This window comes from Pseudomonas sp. PS02290 (genome assembly GCF_029960075.1).
Taxonomy (GTDB): Bacteria; Pseudomonadota; Gammaproteobacteria; order Pseudomonadales; family Pseudomonadaceae; genus Aquipseudomonas.
Genome location: NZ_JASCOY010000058.1, coordinates 1 through 21,115, shown reverse-complemented (window position 1 = coordinate 21,115; position 21,115 = coordinate 1). Strand labels below are relative to the sequence as shown.

The following is a 21,115-nucleotide window of genomic DNA, read 5'->3' as shown; positions in this document are numbered from 1 at the left end:
AAACTGCACAGCCCAACCAAGATTTCGCAAGCCTGCTCTGCGCTTAGCCCGGGCTTGATCGCTGTCACGCTTTGCCAATACCAAGCAATGACCGCAGCCAGCCTGCCGACTTCCGTTCATAGAAAGGCGTTGTTTCCTTAAGGAAGTAATCGCTAAGGCCTTCCCCTCCTTCGGTCACGCGATAGAGGTCAACGGGTTCGCCTTCCGGGGCGGTATCTCCGGCAACGTTACCGGCCTCGCGCATGACCCGTTCAAAATCTCCGTCCGCTTCAATACCGATGATCAGATGGGGCTTTTGATCAACCGATGGGTCATGCATCAACGCCAGAAATGCACGTTTTACGTTGCGATGTTTGGCGAGTAACTGCGTGAGTGAGTGGATCATCCTGGACGGGTATTGCGACGGCTGTCCGAGCAGCACGGTCGTGTCTTTTTCGACCGTGCGCTGCGCTGGCTTCTGGCCGATCCCGTCGGAGAGCAGATGGCGCACTTCCTCCGGCAAAAACTCTTTTGCATAAGGAGACTTTGGATTGAGAAAAAGAGGGGCGCCCCGTGTGATCTCAAACAGCGATCTGGCCGGAATCTCTACGTAGGACTCTTCGCTGTCTATGGATGCTTGCAGTGTTTGCAATGAAGAAAAAAACGGGATGACAGGTGAGCCGTCAGCCTTGTGCCAATTCGCGATGCTGATGTTGCTACCCGCTTCGAGCGTGACATGACCTTTCCCAGTCCCGGCAGTGCCAAGGACGTAGACGGTGGAATCCAGCAGCGTCTTGAAGAAGTCGGGTCGATGGGCCGGCTCATCCGCCGCCAGCCTGAGCGATTGTTCGAGGGCGTTTTCTTGCTGGTTGTTCATGATTTCCATCCGTGGCTCCATCAAAACAGACAAAAAATGAGTGCAAAGCGCGCGTAGTTTTCCACGGGACTGTGAAAACAGGAAGAACAGGCGGTTCTGCTGATGGCAGCGCTTTGCATTCAACATCGTCAGGGCGTTTCACGCGATGTGAAAAATGTGTCGTCAATGGCAACAAACTTGAAAGCCCTCTGATATCATTCTCACCTGCGAATACTTCGCATTGCCAAGGAGGCTTCTAACCTTTCTGATCACCTTCCTGGTAGCCCGTAATGTTCCTTTCGCATCCGTTTCGCCCCACCGTGCTTGCGCTTTGCTGCTCTGCGAGCTTCATCGCCAATGCTGCCGACTCTGCGGTGGAGCTCGGTGCTACTGACATCAACGCGGATGCCGTCAAGGCCAATTCCAACACGCTGCCTGAGGTCTATGCGGGTGGTCAGGTCGCTCGTGGCGGGCAGATGGGTGTTCTGGGTAATCAGGACACCATGAACGTCCCCTTCACCATGACCAGCTATACCTCCCAGCTTATCGAGGATCAGCAGGCTGAAGATGTGGGAGATGTACTCCTTAACGACCCGTCGGTGCGCCAGTCTTACGGCTTCGGTAATCAGTCGCAGATATTCGTGATCCGCGGTTTGCCGCTGGCAGGTGACGATATCTCCTACGGCGGTCTGTACGGCGTCCTTCCCCGGCAAATTCTCTCCACGGACGCGATTGAGCGGGTGGAAGTATTCAAAGGTCCCAACGCTTTTATCAACGGCGTGAGCCCCACCGGTACGGGCTTGGGTGGCAGCGTGAATCTGCAGCCCAAGCGTGCTGAAGACGTGCCGACTCGCCGTTACACCCAAGACATCAGTTCCGATGGCCGAATTGGTGAGCACCTGGACCTTGGCCAACGCTTCGGCGAGGGCAATCGATTCGGAGCGCGAGTCAACCTTAGCCAACGCGAAGGCGACACTGCGATTGATGACGAAAACCAGCGCACCAAGTTGTTCGTCGCGGGACTCGATTATCGGGGTGACACCTTTCGCGTCTCTACCGACTTTGGCTACCAAAAACAGCGCATCAACGGTTTACGCAACACCGTGCAATTGGGTAATGCGACCAAAATCCCGACCGCCCCGGACGCCAGCCATAACTACGGCCAGGACTGGACTAATACCGAAACCGAAGACACGTTCGGCATGATGCGTGGCGACTGGGACCTGAATGAAAACTGGACTGCCTACCTTGCAGGGGGCGCCAAGCATACGCGTGAAACTGGCGTATACGGCACGCCAACCCTCGTAGGTAATAACGGAGTTGCAACTGTCGGCGGCTCCGAGATCCCGCACAATGAGGAAAACACCAGCTTTGCAGCGGGGCTTAACGGTCATGTTCAAACCGGGCCGGTGAGTCATCAGATCGCGATTGGCGCCTCCACCATCTGGACCCAGCAAGAGAACGCCTACACCTTCTACCGCTCGGTCACCGGGAATACCAATATCTACACCACACCTGACCTGCCCAAGCCAACGGCGGTTTCCCTCACCGGCGGCGATATGGGCGATCCGGGTGTCACCGGCAAAACCCGCAACCGAAGCCTGGCCGTTTCCGACACAGTTGGCTTGTTCGACGATAGTTTGCTGCTGACATATGGCGTGCGCCGTCAGCAGCTGCGCGTAGAGAACTACTCGTACGACGGCACCACCTCCAACGGCGTGGCTAATCCGGCCAATGACGGCAGCCGTACTTCGCTTTACGACGAATCCATCACCACTCCGGTGTACGGCATCGTCTATAAACCGAATGACACCGTTTCCCTGTATGCAAACCGCATTGAAGGCCTGGCCAAAGGGCCGGTCGCGTCCGGTACCAACGTCACCAACCTTGGGGAGGCCTTCCCGCCTGGCCGCACCAAGCAACTGGAAGCGGGTATCAAGCTGGACATGCAATCGTTCGGCGCAAATCTTGGCGTGTTCCGGATCGAGAAGCCCAGCGATGGCTACGTCGATGCGACCCAGCGCCTCTACATTCGCGACGGCGAGCAGGTGAACAAGGGTGTTGAGCTGAGCGTGTTTGGTGAGCCCATCGAAGGCCTTCGCCTGATGGCAGGCGGCACGCGCATGACCTCGGAGCTGAAGAACACCGCGGGCGGGCTCACTGATGGAAACCATGCCATCGGGGTGCCCACCTTCCAGCTAAATGCGAGCGTCGACTGGGACGTTCCTGGCCTGGAGGGAGCTGCCCTCAGCGCCCGTATGCTGCGTACTGGAGGCCAGTATGCGGATCAGGCCAATAACCTGAGCCTTCCAACCTGGAATCGGTTCGATGCCGGGGCGCGCTACAAACTTAAAGTCGATCAAAGGGACCTGACATTGCGCGTCAACGTGGAGAACATCACCGACAAGAACTACTGGGCCTCCGCCAACGGTGGCTATCTCAGCCAGGGCGACCCGCGTCTGGTCAAACTCTCGGGCACCATAGACTTCTGAGTCAACGCTCCCAAGGGATAGGCATCATGATTCCCTCGGATCAAACGGCTTTCGATGAGTCGAATTCAGGGTCAGCCAGCAGGTTGGCCCAAGCGCCCAAGGCATAGCTCAGATCAGGCGTTCAGCAGCATCCAAGGTACGCCTCGGGCGGGTGTCAGTTGCCTGCGAGAGTTTTACTTCTCGACAACCCGCTGTCTTGGTTAGCGCTTTTTGTCATCCGGCCCCTGCCCGCGCGTCACCTCAAATCGCCTGACACTCTTGCGCAACCAACTAACAAACCCACCCGTATCGGCCACCACCGGCTTGGCCTCCAACATCGCAGCCCTCGCCTTCGCCCGAAACTTCGCCAACCCAGCCAACGCCCCAATCAATTCCGGATGCTCCGCCAGCCACGGTTCCAGATCAGCCTTGTCGATCCGATAAATCATGCAATCGGTGTACGCACAGAACCGCGCCAGCGTCGGCGTGCCGTCAACAAACCCGCTTTCACCCAGCAGCTCACCCGGCCCCATGCGCCCCACTTCCAGCCAGCCGTCCGGCCGTTGCAGCGACGCCGATACCACCCCGGACTCAATAATGAACAGCGCATCAGGCACCACGCCCTCGGCGAGCACGACGTCTTTCGCCGGATAAGCGCCCAGGCGCATGTGCTGTTCCAGTTGCGCGCGGTCGGCGTCGCTGAGCATGCGCAGCGCATTGACGGTGCTGAGCACCGCAGACTGTCGCGTCGCAGGGCGTTGCTGGTCCTGGCGGGTTTCGGTCGAGGCGAGCTGCCGGTGAATCAGGTCGAACAGTTGGTTACGCACCGCTGAGCGCCGGTCCCGGGATTTTACGTAGCCGGTGACTTCGTATTCGACGATACGCAGGCCGGACTTGACCACCACCGCCGACGGCGCGGGCTGGGCCAGCAGTTCGCGACAGCCGAGCAGCGCTTTCTCCAGGGAGTCCAGCACCAGGCTGGGCCGCAGGCGGGTCGACAGTTCGATGGACAGTGTGACCGAATGGAAATGGTCCGGGCGGCTGAAGTTGACGATGCGGGTCTTGGCGGCCATGGCGTTGGGGATCACGGCCATGCTGCCTTCGGAGGTCAGCAGGTGGGTGGAGCGCCAGTCGATTTCGATGACTTTGCCTTCGATGTCGTCGACGCGAATCCAGTCGTCCACGCGGAACGGCTTGGTCGCGTTGAGAACGATGCCGGAGAAGACGTCACCCAGGGTGCTTTGCACCGCGAGGCCGAAGATGATCGCGACTGCGCCGGAGGTGGCCAGCAGCCCTTTGACCGGCAGGTCGAGCACATAGCCGGCCGCCGCCACTGATGCGACGAGGAAGATGATTGCGCCCATGACGTCTTGCAGCAGATGACCCTTGCCGCCGATCCGAGGCTCCATGACCACGACGGCGAGCACGGTGAGTGTCCGCGCGCCGAACAGCCACCAGGCGATGGTCAGGATGGTGCCCAGCACATGCCGGGGAACGGACCAGTCGGCGGGCACCGGATACAGCGGACTGAGCCCGCCATCGAGCAGCGCCATGCTGAACAGCACGAACAGCACCAGCCGGCACGCCAGCTTGCGCCGCAGCCAGCGCGGGTGCAGCCACTGCCAGAGCGTGAGGTCGATGACCAGCAGCACGGCAGCGCTGATCAGCGGATAGGCGAACCACAAATGATCCATCGACATTCCCTGGGGTGGACAGCCCGTGCAGCTTAGCTGAATACCTCGCCGGGAGCGCCGGTCTGCTTTTTCGCTAACACAGCATGCCCCATCAGAACGCCGTAACGCCCCCGTCCACCGCCAGTGAGTGCCCGGTGGTGAAAGCGGCGCCGTCGCTGCACAGGTAGAGCACGGCGGCGGCGATTTCTCCGACTTTTCCGATCCGCCCGACCGGGTGCATGGTCGCGGCAAATTCGGCCTTGCGCGGATCGGCTTCGTGGGCGCGGCGGAACATGTCGGTGTCGATCACCGCCGGGCACACGGCGTTCACGCGGATGTGTTTTTTGGCGTACTCGATGGCGGCCGACTTGGTCAGGCCGATCACCGCGTGCTTGGACGCGCTGTAGATGCTCATCTTCGGCGCCGCGCCCAGCCCTGCGACTGACGCGGTGTTGACGATCGCCCCGCCGCCCTGGGCCAGCATCAGCGGCAACTGGTATTTCATGCACAGCCAGACGCCCTTGACGTTGACGCCCATGATCGCGTCAAACTCGGCTTCGCTGCCTTCGGCAAGGCGGCCCTTCTCGATTTCGATGCCGGCGTTGTTGAAGGCGTAATCGACGCGGCCGTAGGCGTCTACGGCTTGGGCCATCATTTGCTGCACTTGGACGTCCTTTGTCACGTCACACGGCAGAAACAGCGCTTCCCCGCCCGCCTGATGAATCAACTCGGCCGTGCCCTCGCCGCCCGCGCTGTCCAGATCCACCACCAGCACTTTCAGACCGTGTTCGGCAAACGCCAGCGCGGTCGCTCGGCCAATACCCGCCGCGGCGCCGGTGACCAACGCGACTTGGCCGGAAAACGTCATGCTCATGGGATCGTCCTTTTTGTACTTATTAATTGAAGAGCTCGGCAAACGCCTGATAGGCCGCAGCTTAGCGGTCGCGACACAGTCAGCGTCAGCACTATCAAGAGGCCGGTTGCCGGGCCATTGGTGGCGATGATGATCGGAGACGAGCGCCATCATCAGCGTGGATCGGCGGGCATTCGGTGCAGTGGCAATCCTTGCTGTACAGGCCGTTCCGGTCTATCACTGCCGCTTCGCCGATAATCGAGAGCCCTGCCATGACCGCCTTGAATAACCGCCAATTCCTCCTCGCCCGCCGCCCGGTGGGTGCCGCCAGCCGTGAAGATTTCACCTTCCAGACCGTGCCTGTTGCGGAACTCGCCGAAGGCCAGATCCTGGTGAAGAGCGAATACCTGTCCCTGGACCCGGCCATGCGCGGATGGATGAACGAAGGCAAGTCGTACATCGCGCCGGTTGAGCTGGGCGCGGTGATGCGCGCGTTGGGCGCGGGCAAGGTCATTGAGTCGCAACACCCGAAATTCGCCGTGGGCGATTACGTTCAGGGCGTGCTCGGGGTGCAGGATTATTTCGTCGGCGAGCCCAAGGGCTTCAACAAGGTCGACCCCAAACTGGTGCCACTGCCGGTGTACTTGGCGGCGCTGGGCATGACCGGTATGTCGGCCTACTTCGCTTTGCTCGAAGTCGGCCAGCCCAAAGCCGGTGATACCGTGGTGATTTCCGGCGCGGCCGGTGCGGTGGGCAGCATCGCCGGTCAGATCGCCAAAATCAAAGGCTGCCGGGTCATCGGCATTGCTGGCGGCAAGGAAAAATGCCAGACCCTGATCGATGAGTTCGGCTTCGACGGCGCCATCGACTACAAGAACGAAGACATCCATGCGGCGCTGAAACGCGAATGCCCCAAAGGCGTGGACGTGTATTTCGATAACGTCGGCGGCGACATCCTCGATGCGGTCCTGACCCGCCTGGCGTTGAAAGCGCGGGTGGTGATCTGCGGCGCCATCAGCCAGTACAACAACAAGGAAGCCGTCAAAGGCCCGGCCAACTACCTGTCGCTGCTGGTCAATCGCGCGCGCATGGAAGGTTTCGTGGTGATGGACCACGCGGAACACTTCGCCAAGGCCGGAATGGAAATGGCCGGCTGGCTGGCCCAGGGCAAGCTGAAAAGCAAAGAGCACATCGTTGAGGGCCTTGAGACCTTCCCGGAAACCCTGCAGATGCTGTTCAAAGGCGAGAACAGCGGTAAGTTGATCTTGAAGGTGTGAGCTGTATGGGTGGGTCAACCTGTGAACCCTCGCTGATAATCCGCTGAACAACTCACGGATAACGCTGCCGAAACCACCAGAGGGCGCACTCTGGTGTAAGCTCGTGCGCTGTTGATCCGACCCATCGAGAGGCTTATGCGGGCTCCCTTCCGACGTTCTACCCTTGCAGCGCTGCGCGGTTTTGAATCCTCCGGCACGGCGATCACGATTCTGCCGAGTGCAGCCGATTACCGGCAGACACTGCTGGCTAAGATTGCCGCCGCCACCCGACGGATCTACATCGTCGCCCTGTACTTGCAGCAGGACGAAGCGGGTCAGGAAATTCTCGATGCGTTGTATGCCGCCAAGGCTGCGCGACCGGAGCTGGACGTCGTGGTGCTGGTCGACTGGTTCCGCGCCCAACGCGGCCTGATCGGCGCCGGCAAGCAGGCCGGGAACTCGGCGTGGTATCAGGCGCAGAACCTGGAACACGATCAGGAAGTGCCGGTGTACGGCGTGCCGGTGCAAACCCGCGAGCTGTTCGGCGTGTTGCACCTCAAGGGCTGCGTCATCGACGATTGTGTGATCTACAGCGGCGCCAGCATCAATAACGTCTACCTTCACAAGCTCGGCAAATACCGGCTCGATCGCTATCACCTTATTGACAGCAAAGGCCTGGCCGACTCGTTCCAGCGTCTGGTCCAGGAGGACATTCGGCCGTCCGACGCGGTGCATCGCCTCGATCTGCCCTCGCCGCCCAGCTCACGCAGCCTGCGCGGGGAAATTCGTCAGTTCCGCCAGCACCTCAAGCGCGCCAGTTACGACGTCAATGATGGCGTGCGAGACAACGGCGAGATGCGCGTCATCCCGCTGCTGGGCATCGGCAACAAGAACCCGCTGAGCAAAACCCTCTGTGATCTGATTGCCGCGACCGATGAGCAACTGACGCTGTGCACGCCATACTTCAACATGCCGCTGGTGGTGAAGCGCGAGATCAATCGCGCGCTGAAGCGGGGCGTTAAGGTCGACATCATCATCGGCGACAAGACCGCCAACGACTTTTTCATTTCGCCGGAGGAGCCATTCAAGGTGATCTCCGCGCTGCCGTATCTGTACGAGATCAGCCTGCGTCGCTTCATGCAGAAGCATCAGACGGCGATCGCCAAGCACCAGCTGAACATCCATTTGTGGAAAGACGGCGACAACACCTATCACCTCAAGGGCCTGTGGTCGGACGACCGCTATACCCTGCTGACCGGCAACAACCTGAATCCGCGGGCCTTTCAGCTGGACCTGGAAAACGCCGTGCTGATCGATGACCCCAAGGGCGAATGGCTAAAGCCGCGCGCCGAGGAAATCGCGCTGCTGATGCGCAATACCCATCGGGTCGGCAAGTTTGACGAGCTCGATACTCTGAGCGAATACCCGGTTGGCGTGCGCACCTTTCTGCGGCGGGTCAGCCGGGTCCGCGTCGAGCGCCTGCTCTACCGGATTCTCTGACGACCATGGGCAAAAGCACTGGCGTTCGCGCGCAACAGGCCGATCAAACCCGCGCGCGCATTCTTCAGGCGGCGATCACGGTGTTCACCCGCGACGGCTATTCCGGCGGGCGCATCGAGAAGATCTCCGCCGAAGCCGAGTCCAACGACCGGATGATTTATTACTATTTCGGCAGCAAGGAGAAACTGTTCGTCAAAGTGCTTGAGCACACCTACGAGCAGTTCAACCGCGCCGAAAGCCTGCTGTCACTGGACCCGTCGACGCCGGCGCAGACGCTGCGCCAGTTGGTGGCGTTTGTCTGGGACTATTACGTCAGCCACCCGGAGTTCGTCGCCATCCTCAGCATCGAAAACCTGCACAAGGGCAGGCACGCGCGCCAGTCCGGTGAGCTGCGACGCCTGTCAGGCGAAGCCGTCGGCGTGCTCAGACCGATCATCGATGCCGGTCAGGCACAGGGTCTGTTTCGGCAGGACCTGGACATTAAGCACGTGTATTTGATGATCGCGTCGCTGTGCTACTTCTATAACTCCAACCTGCACACCCTCAGCTCGTTCCTGGGTCAGGACATGGCCGCGGAGGGAGAGCGGAAGGATTGGCTGGCGTTTATTCAGGATTTGGTGATGCGTGGCGTTAGGGTGTTGCCGGAGTAGGCCGACTGGTGCAGCACCTGTGGGAGCGAGCTTGCTCGCGAAGGCGCCGGTACATCCGCTGAATATTCTGTGGCTGAGATACCGCTTTCGTGAGCAAGCTCACTCCCACAAAGGCCAGTACATCCGCCAGATATTTAGCGGTTGAAATGCAGTCTTCGTGAGCAAGCTCACTCCCACAGGGGCCAGTACATCCGCTAGATATTTAGCGGTTGAAATGCAGTCTGTGGGAGCGAGCTTGCTCGCGAAGGCGCCGTTACATCCGCTGAATATTCTGTGGCTGAGATACCGCCTTCGTGAGCAAGCTCACTCCCACAGAGGCCAGTACACCCGCTAGATATTTAGCGGTTGAAATGCAGTCTTCGTGAGCAAGCTCACTCCCACAAGGGCCAGTACATCCGCCAGATATTTAGCGGTTGAAATGCAGTCTGTGGGAGCGAGCTTGCTCGCGAAGGCGCCAGTACATCCGCTGAATATTCTGTGGCTGAGATACCGCTTTCGTGAGCAAGCTCACTCCCACAAGGGCCAGTACATCCGCCAGATATTTAGCGGTCGAAATGCAGTCTTCGTGAGCAAGCTCACTCCCACAGAGGCCAGTACGTCCGTTAGATATTTAGCGGTTGAAATGCAGTCTTCGTGAGCAAGCTCACTCCCACAGAGGCCAGTACATGCGCCAGATACTTAGCGGTCGAAATGCAGTCTGTGGGAGCGAGCTTGCTCGCGAAGGCGCCGGTACATCCGCTGAATATTCTGTGGCTGAGATACCGCTTTCGTGAGCAAGCTCACTCCCACAGAGGCCAGTACATCCGCCAGATATTTAGCGATCGAAATGCAGTCTTCGTGAGCAAGCTCACTCCCACAGAGGCCAGTACACCCTGTGGGAGCGAGCTTGCTCGCGAAGAGGCCAGTACACCCGCTAGATATTTAGCGGTTGAGATGCAGCCTTCGTGAGCAAGCTCACTCCCACGGGACCGTATTTTGCCGGGCGTCAGCGTGTTGCCTGAAGCGGGATGTCACCCAAAGAGGCTCGCCGAGTCAGTGCGTTCCGGGATTGGCTTTCAAATGCGCCACCTTGTCCTTCAACCCTTCCCACTGCGGCTCATTCGGCGCAAATCGGTTGCGCAGGTACGCCGCGAGGTCGCTGATCTGGGTGTCGGACAGGCTGTCCTTGAAGCCCGGCATGTAACCCAGATCTGCCGTGGCCGGCTTGTCTATTCCCTGCTGAATCACTTTGATCAGATTGTCCGGCAGCGCGCTGTGGACATTGGTATTGGTCGCCAGCGACGGGCTCACGCCAAACAGCTTCGGCCCCAGACCGTCGGCATGACAACCCTGACACGAGCCTTCGAACACCCGCTGGCCATTGCTCAATGACTGAGGCGAAACGCTCGGTTTCTCTGCCAGACCGCTCACCGTCGCGGGACGGATGGCAGCACTACCAGACGCAGGCTCATTCAACGCCGCCAGATACACCGCAATCGCCCGCACATCGCTCTTCGGCAGTTTCGCCAGTTCCGAGACAACCGGCCCCATCGGCCCCGCCGCGACACCGTGAGCATCGGAATACCCGCTGCTTAAATAATTGAACAGCTGATCCTCGGTCCAGGGCGTCGGCGCCTTCGACAGGCTGTTGAGCGCCGGCGCTTCCCAGCCGTCCACCGTGCCGCCCCCTAGAAACGAGGTGCCGCCCTTCTCCGCTCCCAGCAGATCCCGGGGTGAATGGCAGGCGGCGCAATGCCCCAGTCCATTGACCAGATACTGACCGCGATTCCACTGAGCGCTTTGCTGCGGCTGCATCTGCACCTCGCCTTTGCGCAGGTAAAGCGCGTTCCAGCCGGCCATCAGCGGCCGCACATTGAACGGGAAACGCATGTCGTTGGCGGGCTGCACCTGTTTCACCGGCGTCTGCGACATCAGGTACGCGTACAGCGCCTGCATGTCGGCGTCCTCGATGTTTCTGAAGGCCGTGTAGGGAAACGCCGGGTAAAGGTGTTTGCCATCGCGACTGATGCCGTCACGCATCGCCCGCTCGAACGCCGGATACGACCAGTTGCCGATGCCGGTCTCCGGGTCCGGGGTGATGTTGCTGCTATATAAAGTGCCGAATGGCGTTTGCATCGCCAGCCCGCCGGCATTGCTGGCGCCATTCGGGGCGGTGTGACAGACCGCGCAGTCGCCCACGGCCGCCAGCAACCGCCCGCGCTCCAGAGTCGCCGATGACCAAGTGCCCGCGGCGGGCGGCGTGATCGGCGCGATTTCAGCACGCCAGGGCAACGCGGTCGCGGCCATGCCCAGCAACGCGCCGAACGCAGCAAACAACGAACCGAACAGCCACTTTGAGCGTTTGGCTTTCGGCGACTGCGGCGGCTGGCTGTTGGATTCCACGCCCGCGCTGTTCAGTGCGGCAAGTATGCGTTCTGCGGTGATCGGCAGCTCGCGAAAGCGAATCCCGGTCGCGTCGTACACGGCGTTGGCAATGGCTGCCGCACTCGGGACCGACGCCGACTCCCCGGCGCCCATGGGCGGCTCGGCCTGGCGCGGCATCATCATGACGTCGACTTTCGGCACTTCGGGGAACGTCAGAATCGGGTAGCCGCCCCACTCCTTGCTCGCCACGGTGGATTCCTCGAACGTCACCCGCTCCTTGAGCACGCGACTGGTGGACTGGATGACGTTGCCGTGGATCTGATGCTGCACGCCAGCAGGGTTGACCATCATGCCGGCGTCGTGGCCGATCACCACGCGAGTCACCGACACATCACCCGTGTGCTTGTCGATCGCCACGTCCGCCACCCACGCCGCCCACGCTGCGCCGAAGCCGGGAAACTTGCTGTGGATGTAGCGCGCGTAGGCAAAACCGCGCCCGCGCAGGACGCCATCTTCTTCGGGGATTTGCATCGGTTGGGTGCGCGGTGTCCAGTCAGCTCGGGCGGCGGTGGCGCGAACCAGTTCGGCAGCGCGCTCGTCCTGCAGGTAGCGCAGGCGGTATTCGATAGGGTCAACGCCAGCGGCGAACGCCAACTCGTCGATGTAGGACTCGTGAGCGAAGGTATTGGGAAGCGCCGACACACCGCGCATCCATGACGCCCGTACAATCGGCGCCATGTCGTGGATCGTGACGCGCATGTGCTCAATGTCGTAGGGCGGAATCGAGGTGCGATCGCCCATTTCAAACATGGTCGCCACCGGCTCCACGCGACCGGTCAACAGCAAGGCCAGGGTCGGTGAGTTGTTCGACGGGTAGCGGGTACTGAAGTCATACCCGGCGATGCCGCCATCGGCATTAATCCCGCCGTCGACTTCCATCAACTGCGCCGTGCCTTTCGGCTCCCAGGCATGTTCCTGCTCGCGGGTCAGTTGCACGCGCACCGGCCGGCCCACGGCGCGGGACAGCAACACGGCATCGGCGCAGACGTCATCAGCGCAATTGCGCCCGTAACAGCCGGCCGCTTCCATGCGGATGATGTCGATCCGTTCTTCGGGGTATTCCAGCAGCCAGGCCAGATCGGCGCGGAGCATGTGGGGGTTCTGCGTACCGGACCAGACCCGAATGCCTTCTTTGCTGTAGTCCGCCAGCCCGCACGAAGGTCCGATGGAGCCGTGAATCTGGTAAGGCCACAGATAGGTTCGCGTCATCCGCTCGCTGGCCTGAGCCAACGCTTCTTCGACATTGCCCTGATCGAGCACCACCCGCTGAATGCTCGGGTTGTCGCGAATCGCCTGCTCGATATTGCTCATGTCCGGCAACTGGTGCTGCCACGGTTTCCAGGTGACCTTGAGCTCGCGCGCCGCCTTGGCCGCCTGCTCTTCGCGCATCGCGACGATGCCGACGAAATCGCGAATCACCACCACGCGGACGATGCCGGGAATGTGGGCGATGGAGGATTCATCCACGTCCAAGAGGCTGGTGCCGACGAAGTCGCCGGTGTCGTAACCGGCGTAGGGCGGACGTACGACACGGCCGTGGAGCATGTCCGGCAAACGCATGTCGTGGACGTAGGTCAATTCGCCGGTGGCCTTGCCCGGAATGTCGACACGGGCGGCGCCCTGCCCCACCAGTTTGTAGTCCTCCAGCCGCTTGAGTGGTGCGTTGCCGGAGATGCGCAGCTCCACGCGCTGATCCACCAGCAGCTGGCCAAAGGTCAGTTCGCGACCGTCCTGTGCCTTGATCACGCCGCTGTCGATGACTAACGAATCCACATCGACCGACCACTGCTGCGCGGCCTGTTGCAGCAGGTAGCGCCGCGCCTCGGCCGCCGCATTGCGCAACGGGATGGCGGAAATCTGCAAAGTAGCGCTGGCGATGGTCGCGCCCTGATTCGGCGCACGCTCGGTGTCGCCCAGAATCATCGTCACCTGATCCATCTGCAGGTCCAGCTCTTCGGCGACGATCTGCGTCAGCGAGGTGCGAATGCCGGTGCCCAGATCGACGTGGCCGTTGAAGGCGAAGACGCGGCCGTCCTGATCGATGGCAATGAACAGCCCCAATTCCACGGGCCGGACGGTGGGGGTGCCGCCTTTGGCGACCGGACCGGATGGCGGCAGGATGTCGTCGACGATCAGCAGCACGCCGTTTTGGGCGAGCAATTCATCGCGCGTGGGCAAAGTCTGGGTCATTGGGCGGGATCCGGGCTGGGCTGATGACGCGCGGCACGCATGACCGCACTGAGGATTTCAAGGTGCGTGCCGCAGCGGCACAGGTTGGCTGACAGTTCGTTGCGAATCTGCGCTTCGGTGGGGTGCGGGTTGCGGTCGAGCAAGGCCTTGGCGGTCATGATCATGCCGTTCATGCAGTAGCCGCATTGCGCGGCCTGCTCGTCGATGAAGGCTTGCTGCACCGGATGCGGGCGGTCTCGCGAACCGATGCCTTCCAGCGTGGTGATCTCGCGCCCTTGGGCGCCGGCCAGTGGAAACACGCAGGAGCGTGCGGCGACGCCGTCGATGATCACCGTGCAGGCGCCGCACTCGCCCAGGCCGCAGCCGTATTTGGGGCCGTTGAGGTGCAGATCGTTGCGCAGGATCAGTAACAGCGGCGTGTCAGGCATTGCCGTGACACGTGTGGCCTGACCGTTGACGTTCAGGGTCACGGTCTTCTCCGCCGCCCGCTGCAGCTCGCTTGTGTCAGCCTTCATGTGTTACCCGCTGTAGCTTGCATTTGATGAAGTGATTACTTCATGAAACGAGAGCAGGAAGCATGCCAGCGGAGAAAAGGCTGTAGGACGTTGGAGTATTGGGGTGGGTTTAGTCGTTTCGACGTCGCAATTGGGTGGACTGAACATTCTCCATGTAGGAGTGAGCTTGCTCGCGAATGCAGTGGGTCAGGCACATAAATGTCGCGGGCAGATCGTGTTCGCGGGCAAGCGCGCTCCTACGGCGGTGCTGTCAGGCGGCGTTATTCATCGCCCTCGTCGATCAATTTGCGCAGCAGAAACAGCACAGCCACGCGTTCGGCGGGGTTGAGTTTGCTCAGGGTCAGCTCGCTGATCTGCGCGGCGCGGGGCACGGTTTCCTGCACCAGTTGCAGGCCGCTGTCGGTCAGGCTGCAGATGACTTTGCGGCGATCCTGCGGGTCCGGGTCGAGGCTGATCAGGTCCCGGGCTTTCAGGCGATCAACGATGCCGCGAATGGTCGCCTGATCCACGGCCGTGGCCTTGACTAGCTCGGTTTGCGAGCTGGGGCCGTGATCGCGCAACGCGCACAGGGTCACGAATTGCACCGCCGTGAGCTGCGAATCGCCGACATTCTGCTGGAAGATCGCCAGATGACGTTGGTAGGCCTTGCGCAGCAGATGGCCCACTTGCTCGGAAAAGGTGTAGGACGGATTGTTATTGGAAGGGTTGTCAGTGGACACGGGTGGCTCGTTCGGCAGGATCTGGAAAGTGGTGGCTACAGTAACGTCTGCGGGGGGTTGAGGGGAATCTTCGGAATGAGTGAGTTATCTGCAGCCGAATGGATTGTGGAAGCTTGCTCGCGAAGAAGTAGGTAAAGACCCCAAATCTACGTCGACAGGAATGCCGCCTTCGTGAGCAAGCTCACTCCCACAAGATTGCTGTGCACGGAAAATCCTGGGGTGTATGCAAAACCTGTGGGAGCGAGCTTGCTCGCGAAGAAGTAGGTAAGGACCCTAAATCTTCATCTACAGGAATCCCGCCTTCGTGAGCAAGCTCACTCCCACAAGGACCGCGTTCTCTGAATAACACCGTGGTGTCCGTCGCTCAAAAGTACCTCCTAAGCGCGGACATCCACCTCAGGCTTTCGATGCCTCGGGCGCCACCACTTCCCCCGCCAGCACCACGGCCTGGTCGTCCAGATAAATGTCGCAACGACGCAGCGGGATATCCAGATGGCACGGGGTTTTGCGGGTGCCGCCGACTTCAGTATTCGGCCCCGTGGAAAACAGGAAGTTGCCGTAGAACGCCCGGGCGTCCATGCACATGCCGTCGTTCTTGTCGTGCAGGCCCATGGCCGACCACTGGGCGCGGGGTTGCAGGCCCCAGCCGATGTGGGAAATGCCGTAGACCTCCGGGTCGTTGAAGTACTTCAGGTAATCACGCAGGTACTCCGCCTCGAAACCACCGTGAATCCCGGTGATAAACCCCTTATCGATCTCCAGCGTGATCTGCTCGCGGGAATAGGTTTTGAACGGCAGCACGATGTCGCCGACATCAATGACCAGCGTGCCTTCGGCGGTCTCTTCGTTGGGCCAGGAAAACAGAAACCCGCTGGGCCAGTGATCCCAACGACCCGGCTCGTCGGCGAAACCGTATTCGGTGACTGAAGGATATTGCCCCAGTTGCGCACGGAAATCGCTGCCGGCCCGTGACTTCACCTGAATCGAGCGCGCCGCCTTCAGCACCTGTTCGGCGGCCAGCACCCGCTCCTTGTCCGCCACCGTCGGCAGCATCCGCGCCAGCACTTCCGGAGGCTCCACCGCCAGCAGAATCCGCGTTCCGGTCTTGAGGATCTGCTCCTGCTCCGGCGAGTGCAGCAGCATCATCGTGTCGACGATCAGGTCCGCCGCCTCAAGGGCACGTTGCGCGGCGATGTTGCCGGTCAGCGCGGTGTCGCCGCAGTAGGCGGTCATGTCGTTGCCCATGGCTTTGGGGTGATTGAACGAAGGCAGCTCCACCGCATACACCTTCGCGCCAAGACGTTGGGCCGCGTCCATCGCGGCGCGCACCGTGCGCCCATTGGAGTAGTGGCTCTTGAGCACCGCCACGCTCTGGGTCGCGTCCACTTTCGACAGTTTCAGCACGTGCTCGAACATCTGGGTCAATTCGCAATCGCTAACCGGCATCTCTTTTCTCCTCTGGGGCGGATGACGAGCCGGATGCACCATTGCAAGGCGTCGCGCATCAGACCAGTGCATTTTTTAAAGCGTACACACTTATTAAAAGCGATAAGACATCAATCCGGACGCCGCTGCAATAGGCACGCCACTCTGTTACCCAACCACACAGATCCCAATGAATAAGGGTTACAGCAGGTGACATGCCTGTTTGCGACACCGCCTGCCGTTTCTGGAAATATCGGTTCACTTTTAAAAATATCAGCGTATACACTTTAAAAACCCAGCGACGCGATACATTCTTTTCGCCTCGCCGTCATCCAGAGCTCCGGTCATTCAGAGCTCATGAAACACAAAGGAATGCGCGCCATGCCAACCACGCAAAAAATCGCCATCGTCGGATCCGGTCTGGGGGGCGCTGCGGCTGCGACGCTGTTGCAGAAAGCCGGCTTCCACGTCGATATCTACGAACAAGCCCCCGCGTTTTCTCGTATCGGTGCTGGTATCCACATGGGCCCGAACATCATGAAAATCTTCCGGCGCATGGGCATCGAGCAACAGCTCAGCGACATGGGTTCGCACCCGGATTTCTGGTTCAGCCGCGACGGTGCGACCGGCGATTACCTGTCGCGCATCGCCCTGGGCGAGTTCTCCCTCAAGGAGTACGGCGCGGCCTACATCACCGTGCACCGCGGTGATCTGCACGCGCTGCAAATGTCGACGCTGGCGCCGGGCAGCGTGCACTTCAGCAAATGCCTGACCACGCTGGAAGAACGCGACAACGGCGTGCGCCTGAATTTTGCCGACGGCACCCACGCCGACGCCGACATCGTGATCGGCGCCGACGGCATCAACTCCAAGATTCGCGAAGAGCTGCTGGGCCATGAAAAACCGCTGTACAGCGGCTGGGTCGCCCACCGCGCGCTGATCCCCAGCGAGGTGCTGACCAAATACAACCTGGAGTTCGAGAACTGCGTGAAATGGTGGAGCGAGGACCGTCACATGATGGTTTATCACACCACCGGCAAGCGCGATGAGTATTACTACGTCACCGGCGTGCCCCATGCAGCGTGGGACTTCGAGGGCAATTGGGTCGACAGCAGCCGGGACGAAATGTACGAAGCCTTCGCCGGTTATCACCCCACTGTGCAGGCCTTGATCGAGTCCACCGACAGCGTGACCAAGTGGCCGCTGCTCAACCGCAACCCGTTGCCTTTGTGGAGTCGCGGTCGCCTTGTTTTGCTGGGCGACGCCTGCCACCCGATGAAGCCGCACATGGCCCAGGGCGCCGGCATGGCCATTGAAGACGCCGCGATGCTCACCCGCTGCCTCCAGGAAACCGGCCTCACCGACTACCGCACGGCGTTCCAGCTCTACGAAGCCAATCGCAAGGAACGCGCCTCTCGGGTGCAAGCGGTTTCCAACGCCAACACCTGGCTGCGCACCCAGGAAGATCCGGCCTGGGTTTACGGGTACGACCTGTACGGCCAGGAGCTGAAATCGGGGGTGGCGGCGTGAGCACATTCATCCATGGCGGCAACGTCCAGGCCAACGGCATCCGTCAGCATTACCTGCGCTACGGCGGCGACATTCACTCCGGCAAACCGGCGCTTATCCTGATCCCGGGCATCACCAGCCCGGCGATCACCTGGGGGTTCGTCGCTGAACGCCTGGGCCAGTCTTTCGACACCTACGTGCTGGATGCGCGCGGTCGCGGGCTTTCTTCCACGGGGCCGGATCTGGATTACAGCGTCGACACCTGCGCCGATGACATCGGTGCGTTTGCCGCCGCCATGGGCATCGACAGCTATCACTTGGCCGGTCACTCCATGGGCGCGCGTTTTGCCGTTCGGGCTTCGATTCGTTGCCCCCAGGGCCTGAAAAGCCTGGTGCTGATTGATCCGCCGGTGTCCGGGCCGGGCCGTCGTGAATACCCGGCGAAGTTGCCGTGGTACGTCGACTCCATCCGCCAGTCGCAACAGGGCATGAGCGCCGAACACATGCGCGCGTTCTGCCCGACCTGGACCGAGGAACAACTGCAACTACGCGCCGAGTGGCTGCACACCTGCTACGAGCCCGCCATCGTCCGCGCCTTCAATGACTTCCACGACGTGGATTTCCACCAGGACCTGCCGAACCTTCCGGTCCCTGCCCTGCTCATCGTCGCTGGCCGCGGCGGCGTGATTCAGCCGGAAGACGAAGCCGAAATCCGACAGCTGCAACCGAACATCCTGATCGCGCGAGTGGAAAACGCCGGACACATGATTCCGTGGGACAACCTGCCGGGCTTCTTTGCCGCGTTCGGTGACTTTCTCGGTACGCCGCTGACCTGACGGTCCTTGCTTAAAACGATGAACAGGAGAACGCAATGACCGACCCACAAAGCGCGGACGCCAACTATCAGGGCGTCTGGGGTAATCGCATCGGTTTTGGTGCGAAACCGGCCTTGCTGATGATCGATTTCATGCAGGGCTACACCCAACCCGGCGCACCTTTATATGCACCGGGTGTGGTCAGCGCCGTGGCCGAAAGCGTCGAGTTGCTGGCCTGCGCGCGGGAACACGGCATCGCGGTGGTGCACACCAACATCCGCTACCACCCCACGCATTTCGCGGACGGCGGCATGTGGGTGAAAAAAGCGCCGGTGATGAAGGACATGGTCGAAGGCAATCCGCTGGCCGCATTCTGCGAGGCCCTACAGCCAGTGCCCGAAGAGGTCGTGATCAGCAAGCAGTACGCCAGTTCGTTCTTCGGCACGTCGCTGGCATCAATGCTGCACGCCCAAGGGATCGACACCGTCGTACTGGCCGGTTGCTCCACCAGCGGCTGCATCCGGGCGACCGCGGTGGATGCCGTGCAGCATGGTTTCCGGACCATCGTCGTGCGCGAATGCGTGGGTGACCGGCATCCCGATCCCCATGAAGCGAACCTGTTCGACATCGACAGCAAGTACGGAGATGTGGTGAGCAAGCAGGAGGCGATGACACAGTTGCGAGCTGCAAGCTTCAAGCGATAAGCCGCAAGTCAAGAGCATGCGGTCCCCTCTTGCAGCTTGAAGCTTGAAGCTTGAAGCTTGGCGCTTGCCGCTTCGTCCCCCATATGACAACACCGCAAACGCAGGCAAAATCAGCCGCCGCGCTCACCGGTCGAAGAAACGCCAGGAGACACCCATGCCCTCTGCGAATGTAGAAACCTCCGCGAACCTAGCCGCGGACCCGATCAAAGCGCTGTACACCAAGATCACCTGGAAGCTCATCCCCTTCCTGTGTTTCTGCTACCTGGCCGCTTACCTGGACCGCATCAACATCGGTTTCGCCAAGCTGCAAATGCTCGACCAGTTGCACTTCAGCGAGACCGCGTTCGGGTTGGGCGCCGGGCTGTTTTTCGTCGGCTATATCCTCTTCGAAGTGCCGAGCAACCTGGTGCTGGAGAAGGTCGGCGCGAAGATCTGGATCGCGCGGATCATGATCACCTGGGGCTTGCTGTCGTCCTGCACGTTGTTCGTCAGCACGCCGACGCAGTTTTACGTGCTGCGGTTTCTCCTCGGCGCCGCTGAAGCGGGCTTCCTGCCCGGCGTGCTGTTTTACCTGACCACCTGGTTCCCGACCTACCGCCGCGGCCGCATCATCGCGCTGTTCATGATCGGCCTGCCGCTTTCCAGCGTCATCGGCGGCCCGCTGTCGGGCTGGATCATGGGCCATTTCGACCAGACTGCCGGGCTGCGTGGCTGGCAGTGGCTGTTCCTGATCGAAGGCATTCCCAGCGTGCTGCTGGGGGTGATGACGTTCTGGGCGCTGCCGAACAATCCGAAAGAAGCCAAATGGCTGAACAGCGCCGAACAAACCTTGCTGGAAAGCGAACTGCGCCTGGACGACGTTGAGGGCAGGGACAGCAAGCACAGCTTTCGCGACGGTTTTTTCAATCTGAAAGTGTGGATGCTCGGCGGCATCGATTTCTCGATCTTGCTCAGCGCCTACGCCATGGGCTTCTGGATGCCGACGTTCATCAAGAACGCCGGGGTCACCGACACCTTCCACATCGGCGTGTTGACGGCATTGCCCAGCGTCGCGGCGCTGATCGGCATGCTGATGATCGGCGCCAGCTCCGACCGTCGTCGCGAACGGCGCTGGCACATCATCGTGCCGTTCTGGATCGGCGCCGTGGCCATGGCTGCCAGCCCGTTTTTCACCCATAACGTGGTCGCGACCGTCGCGCTGTTTGCCGTCGCTTCGGCCGCCATCATCGGCGCGGTCCCGGTTTTCTTCAGCCTGCCGGCAACGTTCCTCAAGGGCCGGGCGGCAGCGACGGGTTTCGCGTTGGCCTGCTCGCTGGCGAACATCGCCGGGCTGGTGAGCAACTCGATGATGGGCATCGCCATCGACGTGACCGGCAGCAGCGCCGGGGCGTTGTGGTTCTTTGCCGGGTGCCTGATTTTGAGCAGCCTGCTGGTGGTTGCGCTGCCGGCAAAGCTGGTGAATCGGTAACTCGTCGCGCTAGACGCCTATCCCGGGGGAGCCAGCTTGCTGGCGAATGCGGTGGGTCAGTCAGCGTTTTACTGACTGACCCACCGCCTTCGCGGGACACCCCCCGCG

The 21,115-nt window shown here is 60.9% G+C and carries 15 protein-coding genes; 8 read left to right on the top strand and 7 right to left on the bottom strand.

Annotation, left to right across the window (positions count from 1 at the left end):
• Positions 1-64: 64 nt before the first annotated feature.
• The gene (sseB, locus tag QMX88_RS20660) at positions 65-865 is read right to left on the bottom strand and encodes an enhanced serine sensitivity protein SseB (protein WP_282372078.1); all 801 of its coding nucleotides are present in this window, start codon (positions 863-865) and stop codon (positions 65-67) included.
• Between the two features lie 260 nt (positions 866-1,125).
• Here sseB and QMX88_RS20655 point away from each other — a divergent pair, with 260 nt between their 5' ends.
• Positions 1,126-3,327, top strand: coding sequence for a TonB-dependent receptor (locus QMX88_RS20655; RefSeq protein ID WP_282372077.1), 2,202 nt, complete (start codon positions 1,126-1,128; stop codon positions 3,325-3,327).
• A 200-nt stretch (positions 3,328-3,527) separates the two neighbouring features.
• On the opposite strand, the gene QMX88_RS20650 is transcribed toward QMX88_RS20655, so the two are convergent.
• Both QMX88_RS20650 and QMX88_RS20645 read right to left on the bottom strand, forming a co-directional pair.
• Positions 3,528-5,000, bottom strand: coding sequence for a mechanosensitive ion channel family protein (locus QMX88_RS20650; RefSeq protein ID WP_282372076.1), 1,473 nt, complete (start codon positions 4,998-5,000; stop codon positions 3,528-3,530).
• A 91-nt stretch (positions 5,001-5,091) separates the two neighbouring features.
• A complete protein-coding gene (locus QMX88_RS20645) occupies positions 5,092-5,853 on the bottom strand; it encodes an SDR family oxidoreductase (protein WP_282372075.1) in 762 nt (253 codons plus the stop codon).
• 251 nt (positions 5,854-6,104) lie between these two features.
• On the opposite strand from QMX88_RS20645, the gene QMX88_RS20640 reads away from it, so the two are divergent.
• From QMX88_RS20640 to QMX88_RS20630, 3 genes are all read left to right on the top strand, one after another.
• A complete protein-coding gene (locus QMX88_RS20640) occupies positions 6,105-7,109 on the top strand; it encodes an NADP-dependent oxidoreductase (RefSeq protein ID WP_282372074.1) in 1,005 nt (334 codons plus the stop codon).
• Positions 7,110-7,244: 135 nt separating this feature from the next.
• A complete protein-coding gene (pssA, locus tag QMX88_RS20635; RefSeq protein ID WP_282372073.1) occupies positions 7,245-8,588 on the top strand; it encodes a CDP-diacylglycerol--serine O-phosphatidyltransferase in 1,344 nt (447 codons plus the stop codon).
• A 5-nt stretch (positions 8,589-8,593) separates the two neighbouring features.
• Positions 8,594-9,238 (top strand): TetR/AcrR family transcriptional regulator, encoded by a 645-nt coding sequence (locus QMX88_RS20630; protein ID WP_282372072.1) that lies wholly within the window; start codon positions 8,594-8,596, stop codon positions 9,236-9,238.
• A gap of 1,032 nt (positions 9,239-10,270) precedes the next feature.
• Here the strand turns inward: QMX88_RS20630 and QMX88_RS20625 are convergent.
• The 4 genes from QMX88_RS20625 to QMX88_RS20610 all read right to left on the bottom strand — a co-directional run bounded on the left by QMX88_RS20625 (position 10,271) and on the right by QMX88_RS20610 (position 16,532).
• Complete coding sequence (locus tag QMX88_RS20625) at positions 10,271-13,852, bottom strand: molybdopterin cofactor-binding domain-containing protein (RefSeq protein ID WP_282372071.1); 3,582 nt, start codon at positions 13,850-13,852, stop codon at positions 10,271-10,273.
• Positions 13,849-14,367 (bottom strand): (2Fe-2S)-binding protein, encoded by a 519-nt coding sequence (locus QMX88_RS20620; protein ID WP_192174746.1) that lies wholly within the window; start codon positions 14,365-14,367, stop codon positions 13,849-13,851. The genes QMX88_RS20625 and QMX88_RS20620 overlap by 4 nt, the downstream gene beginning before the upstream one ends.
• A gap of 260 nt (positions 14,368-14,627) precedes the next feature.
• Positions 14,628-15,086, bottom strand: a complete 459-nt coding sequence (locus tag QMX88_RS20615) for a MarR family winged helix-turn-helix transcriptional regulator (RefSeq protein ID WP_192174747.1) — start codon at positions 15,084-15,086, stop codon at positions 14,628-14,630.
• 396 nt (positions 15,087-15,482) lie between these two features.
• Positions 15,483-16,532: a 2,5-dihydroxypyridine 5,6-dioxygenase gene (locus QMX88_RS20610; protein ID WP_282372069.1), complete on the bottom strand. Its 1,050-nt coding sequence runs from the start codon at positions 16,530-16,532 to the stop codon at positions 15,483-15,485.
• 360 nt (positions 16,533-16,892) lie between these two features.
• Between QMX88_RS20610 and QMX88_RS20605 the strand changes: the two genes are divergently transcribed.
• The 4 genes from QMX88_RS20605 (at position 16,893) to QMX88_RS20590 (ending at position 21,007) form a co-directional block, all read left to right on the top strand.
• The gene (locus QMX88_RS20605; RefSeq protein ID WP_192174749.1) at positions 16,893-18,041 is read left to right on the top strand and encodes an FAD-dependent monooxygenase; all 1,149 of its coding nucleotides are present in this window, start codon (positions 16,893-16,895) and stop codon (positions 18,039-18,041) included.
• Positions 18,038-18,856 (top strand): alpha/beta fold hydrolase, encoded by an 819-nt coding sequence (locus QMX88_RS20600; RefSeq protein WP_282372068.1) that lies wholly within the window; start codon positions 18,038-18,040, stop codon positions 18,854-18,856. The genes QMX88_RS20605 and QMX88_RS20600 overlap by 4 nt, the downstream gene beginning before the upstream one ends.
• Positions 18,857-18,891: 35 nt before the next feature.
• Positions 18,892-19,539: an N-carbamoylsarcosine amidohydrolase gene (locus QMX88_RS20595; protein WP_282372067.1), complete on the top strand. Its 648-nt coding sequence runs from the start codon at positions 18,892-18,894 to the stop codon at positions 19,537-19,539.
• Between the two features lie 154 nt (positions 19,540-19,693).
• Positions 19,694-21,007 carry an MFS transporter gene (locus tag QMX88_RS20590; RefSeq protein WP_282372066.1) on the top strand — a complete coding sequence of 438 codons (1,314 nt, stop codon included), beginning with the start codon at positions 19,694-19,696 and terminating at the stop codon, positions 21,005-21,007.
• Positions 21,008-21,115 lie beyond the last annotated feature (108 nt).